This is a genomic window from Streptomyces sp. NTH33, assembly GCF_003236365.1.
In the GTDB taxonomy this organism is placed as follows: domain Bacteria; phylum Actinomycetota; class Actinomycetes; order Streptomycetales; family Streptomycetaceae; genus Streptomyces.
In genome coordinates this window covers 1-4,922 of the sequence record NZ_POTZ01000499.1, presented here as the reverse complement: position 1 = coordinate 4,922, position 4,922 = coordinate 1, and the positions used below count along the sequence as shown (strand labels likewise).

Genomic DNA, 4,922 nt, shown 5'->3' with positions numbered 1-4,922 from the left:
CGTTCGTACCGCTGGAGACGCTGGCCCGCCCCGCCGGGCCAGCGTCTCCAGCGGTACGAACGCGGGAGCCGACCGCTTCCCGGACGTGTCCGGCACCGGTTCGACCGCCGACAGTTCCGGAGCGGCGGCGAGCACGGCCGCACGCACCGCGTCGGTGACGTCGGCCGTACCGCCGCCGCACCCGGAACCGCACCCGCCGCCGCCCGTGCTCACCCGCACCCGGGCCACCCGCTCGTCCACGCCGACCCACTCCACGTCACCGCCGCGCTCCCGCACGGCCGGCCGCAGCCGTTCGACCGCCCGGGCGGCCCGGCGCTCGGCCGGCTCGGGATGGACCTGATGCAGCACCAGCAGGTGCCCCACCAGCTCGTCCTCGGCCAGCCCCCTGGCCAGCCCGTCGTCCGCCCGGTCCAGCACACGGCCCAGCGCCTCGCCGTACACCTCGGTCAGCAGCCGCACCGCCTCGAGGGCCGACCGTACGGCCGGTCCCGGCGCGGTCTCCAGTCCCGCCAGCAACTCGTCCAGCCGGGCGAGCCGCGCCTCGACCTCCGGGTCGGCGAGCCGTCCGGCACAGGGTTCCTGCCCGGCGTCAGCCATGGCTGGCTCCGTAGGTGGGTGAGTGGGTGGTGGTGAGTGTTTTTCCGTTGCCGGTGTACATGTGGACGCCGCGGACGGCTTCGTGGAAGCCGCAGCCGATGGCTTCGTCGGGGACGGTGTAGTTGGTGAAGGTCTGGGTCTCGCCGGCGCGGACCAGTTGCTGGGCTTGTTCGAGGAAGTGCAGGGCCATGGCGGCGGCGTAGGCGATGAAGTAGGGGCGGGGTCGCCGGAGTTCCTGCGCGGCCTCAGCTCCGGGATCCACACGGCGCCGTCCCGGGTGGCGCGGCACACGGCTCCCGCCCGGGTGGCGAGCAGTTCGCCGGGGCGTCCGCGCAAGTGGTCCTCGGGGTGGCCGCCGTGCAGGAAGAGCTCGCGGCCGAGGAGTTCGTCGAGGACGCCCGGCTGGGAGTCGGCGCCGCGGAGCTTGCGCAGCACGGTGGCGGTGCTGTCGTTCTCCCAGTCGACACGGCGCTGCTCCTGGCGCAGGAAGTCGCGCCACACGACGCGGATCGAGGGGTCGTTCTGCGGCTGCGGTTTGAAGGAGCCGTCGGCGTAGCGCCGTACGGCCAGCAGTACGGCGGCCACGGCGGCGTCGGAGGCCTCGTTGCGGTACAGGTCGCTCTTGCCGACCGGCGCCGTGGGGAACGGCACCGCCGCCCAGATGGCACCGGCGTCCATGGCCGCCTCGGCCTGCAGGACCGTCACGCCCCAGTGCGGTGCCCGGTCGGCGATCGCCCAGTCCAGGGAGGAGGGGCCGCGGTCCCCCGGGGGCCCCGGGTGCACGATGAGGCAGGTGTGCTCCCGCCACACGTCCTCGGGCAGCGCTGTCTTGAGCATCGGCGCGACGACCAGTTCCGGGCGCGTTTCGGCGACCGCGGCACGGACCGCGTCGGGGCCGTGCGAGGCGAGCACGACGTCGACGTGGTGGCCGTGGTCCGACAGTTCGGCGTAGACGCGCTGGGACAGGCTGTTGAACGCGCTGGCGACGAGCAGAATGTCCATGACGTGGCATCGTGCCGGGTTTGAGGGTTCCGGGGAGGGTGTTCGTAGGATTTTCGTCCGTCCGCCTCAGGCCGCGTCCTCCGTCTGCATCAGGTCTCCTCCTCCATCCGGATCGAGTTGCGCAGGTCCTCGAAGGCCCGGCTGCGGTCGTCCTTGTTCATCTCCACCAGCGCCCGGGCGATGGCGTCGAGCTTGCGCTGGATGGCGTGCTCGGCGCGCATCTCGGCGTTCTTCAGCAGGGCGAGCAGCAGCAGCGTCACGGCGGTCATGGACTCGCCCGCCAGGAGCAGCAGTTCGACGGGCAGCCGGGCCGCGTGGGCGGTGACGAAGAAGCCGACGAGGACCAGGCAGACCAGGAAGAAGGCGGGGGAGCTGGTGAAGTTGGAGGCGTACTCGGCGAACTGGTCGAACCGGCCGCGCCGAGGGCCGCCTCGGTGCACGGGACTCTTGAACGTCATGGGCGAGCCCTACCCTGTCGGCGGCTTTCGGCGCGTCGCTCCCTTACTTTCTGTTCATACGATGTAACAGTCTGCACATGAATTGTCAGCAGAACATCGACAGGGCACCCGGCCACCACTCACGCCGTCGCGCACTGCGCGGGGCCCTGCTGGCCGCAGCCACCACCGCGGCGCTGGCCGGCGGACCGTCGGCGGCCGTGGCCGCCGCTTCCGCTCCCGACTGGGACGCCATCGCCGCCTGCGAGTCCAGCGGCAACTGGAGGGCGAACACCGGCAACGGGTACTACGGCGGGCTGCAGTTCCGCCAGTCCAGCTGGGTCGCCGCCGGAGGGCTGAGGTACGCGCCCCGGGCGGACAAGGCCACGCGCAAGCAGCAGATCGCCGTGGCCAAGCGGCTGGCCGCCCTGCAGGGCATGTCGGCCTGGGGCTGCGCCTGACCCGCCGGCCGCACCTGACCCGCCGGCTGCGACGCGGGCCGGTCAGCAGAGCACGGCGAGCGCGCCGGGCAGGACCCGGGCGGTGACGGGCAGGACGGCCTCGACCTCGCCGTCGGCACCCCAGGGCACGGGGCGGTCGGCCTCGATGCGGATCTGCCTGCCCCGCAGGATCCGCACCTCGGGGCGGTCGACGTGCGCGCCGGACTTCAGCTCGTTCATCAGGGCGAAGAAGAGCCGGCGCGGCGCGTGACGGATCATCACCACGTCGAGCAGGCCGTCGTCGACGCGGGCGCCGGGCGCGATCATGCGTCCGGAGCCGTAGTAGGGCGAGTTGGCGGCCACCACGGTGTAGCCGCGGTGGGTGTGCTCCTCCCCGTCGACGGTGACGCGGTAGCCGGCCGGCCGCCAGGTGGCGACGGCCCGCAGTCCGCCGGCGTAGTAGGAGGCGGCGCCGCGCAGCAGCCTGGAGCGGTTGGCGTGCCGGTTGGCGAGCGCGTCGACGCCCGCGTACACGCTGCCGAGGACGACGGTGCGCGGACGGGTGGCCGACTCCACCTCGACGGTGTCGACCCGGCGCGGGGCGCCGTGCAGCAGGATCCGGGCCAACTCGGCCGGTTCGGCGGGCAGTCCGAGCGCGCGGGCGAAGTCGTTGCCGCGGCCGGCCGGGACGAGGCCGAGGAGGGCGCCGGTGCCGCTGAGGGCCCCGCCGACGCCGCCCGCGATGCCGTCGCCGCCCACGGCGAGGACGACGCGGCCCTGCTGCCCGGCGCCGCGGGCGAGGTCCTGGGCGTGGGCGAGACTGCGGCTGTACTCGGTCTCCAGTTCCGCTCCGGCCTCCCTCAGCACCCTGGCCACCCGCAGCAGCGCCGCGGCCCCGGCGGATCCGCCCGCGGTGGGGTTGACGATGGCGGTGAACTGTCGCATCGGTGGGCCTCCGGGGCGGGACGCGGGTCGGTGGTGGGACGGGTGTCAGTCGAGGGGCAGCAGGACGCCGGGGTTGAGCAGACCGGCGGGGTCCAGCCGCCGTTTGACGGCCCGCAGCGCCTCGACGCCGAGCGGGCCGGCCTCCCGGACGTACCCCTCGCGGTGGTCGGTGCCCACGCCGTGGTGGTGGCTGATGGTGCCGCCCGAGGCGATGATCGCCTCGTTCGCGGCCCGCTTGGCGGGCGCCCAGTGTGCCACCGGGTCCTCGCCCTGGGCGCTGACCACGGTGAAGTACAGCGAGGCGCCGTTCTCGTAGACGTGCGAGATGTGGCACATCACCAGGGGCGGGGTGCCGGCCTCGGTGAGCGTGGTGGTGAGCGCCTCGCGGACGGCGGCGTACAGCCCGGGGAGGCGGGACCAGAAGGCGGCGGTCTCCAGGGTCTCGGCGAACGCGCCCGCGTCCAGGAGCGAGTCGCGCAGGTAGGGCGCCGAGTAGCGGCCGTGGGCCCAGCGCTCGCCGGGTTCCTCGCCGAGGAAGGTGCCGCCGCACTCGCGCAGCACGGCCGCGGCGCGCTGTCCGCGGTCGGCGACGTCCTCGGCGGTGCCCTCGTAGCCCGCGATCGCCTGGCAGCCGGTGTCCTGCCGGGCGTCGGGGGAGCCGATGGCGTCGGGCTGGGCGAGGCCGATCAGCGTCTCGGTCTCGTCGGACAGGCGCAGGACGGTCGGCCGCGGCCCGTCCTGGGCGAGCCGGCGCAGGGCCGCGGCGCCCTCCTCGAAGGAGGGGAAGCGCCAGCCCTCGTAGCGGCGGACCTGCGGCAGCGGGCGCAGGCGCACGGTCACCGAGGTGATGACGCCGAAGGCCCCCTCGGAGCCGAGGACGAGCTGGCGCAGGTCCGGGCCGGCCGCCGAGCGCGGGGCGCGGCCGGCCTCGAGGGTGCCCTCGGGGGTGGCGAGGGTGAGGCCGAGCACCATCTCGTCGAAGCGGCCGTAGCCGGCGGAGGCCTGTCCGCTGGAGCGGGCGGCGGCGAATCCGCCGAGGGTGGCCCACTCGTAGGACTGGGGGAAGTGGCCGAGCGTGAAGCCGTGTCCGGCCAGCAGGGCCTCGGCCTCGGGGGCGCGCAGGCCGGGTTGCAGGGTGGCGGTGCGGGAGACCGGGTCGAGGGCGAGCAGCCGGTTCATGCGGCGCAGGTCCAGGGCGACGAAGGGGCGCCGCCGCTCGGGGGTGAGGCCGCCGACGACACAGGTGCCGCCGCCGAACGGGACGACGGCCAGGCCGTGCGCGGCGCAGGCGCGCAGGACGGCGAGTACGTCGTCGTGGTCCGCGGAGAGGACCACGGCCGCCGGGATGTCGGTGACGTCGCCGCGCCGGATCCGCAGCAGGTCGGGGGTGGACTTGCCGCGGGTGTGGCGGATGCGGGACTCGGCGTCGGTGCGGAGGTGTGCGTCGTCGCCGACGGCGTCGCGCAGGGCGCGGAGAGCGGCATCGGTCAGCGGTGGGGCGGGG

General features: G+C 74.6%; 5 protein-coding genes. 1 reads left to right on the top strand and 4 read right to left on the bottom strand.

All coding sequences use genetic code 11. The features are described from left to right. Nucleotides 1–1,599: NifU family protein (locus C1I97_RS41980; protein WP_258382824.1), on the bottom strand; the 1,599-nt coding region annotated here is incomplete at its 3' end. An 89-nt stretch (nucleotides 1,600–1,688) separates the two neighbouring features. Then, nucleotides 1,689–2,057, bottom strand: coding sequence for a low affinity iron permease family protein (locus tag C1I97_RS31485; RefSeq protein WP_111006471.1), 369 nt, complete (start codon nucleotides 2,055–2,057; stop codon nucleotides 1,689–1,691). 77 nt (nucleotides 2,058–2,134) lie between these two features. On the opposite strand from C1I97_RS31485, the gene C1I97_RS31480 reads away from it, so the two are divergent. Next, nucleotides 2,135–2,494, top strand: coding sequence for a transglycosylase family protein (locus C1I97_RS31480; protein ID WP_111006470.1), 360 nt, complete (start codon nucleotides 2,135–2,137; stop codon nucleotides 2,492–2,494). 42 nt (nucleotides 2,495–2,536) lie between these two features. Here C1I97_RS31480 and C1I97_RS31475 read toward each other — a convergent pair whose 3' ends face one another. After that, nucleotides 2,537–3,418, bottom strand: a complete 882-nt coding sequence (locus tag C1I97_RS31475; RefSeq protein ID WP_111006469.1) for a YegS/Rv2252/BmrU family lipid kinase — start codon at nucleotides 3,416–3,418, stop codon at nucleotides 2,537–2,539. Between the two features lie 45 nt (nucleotides 3,419–3,463). Further along, a partial coding sequence (locus tag C1I97_RS31470) for an FAD-binding oxidoreductase (RefSeq protein ID WP_111006468.1) occupies nucleotides 3,464–4,922 on the bottom strand: 1,459 nt, incomplete at its 5' end.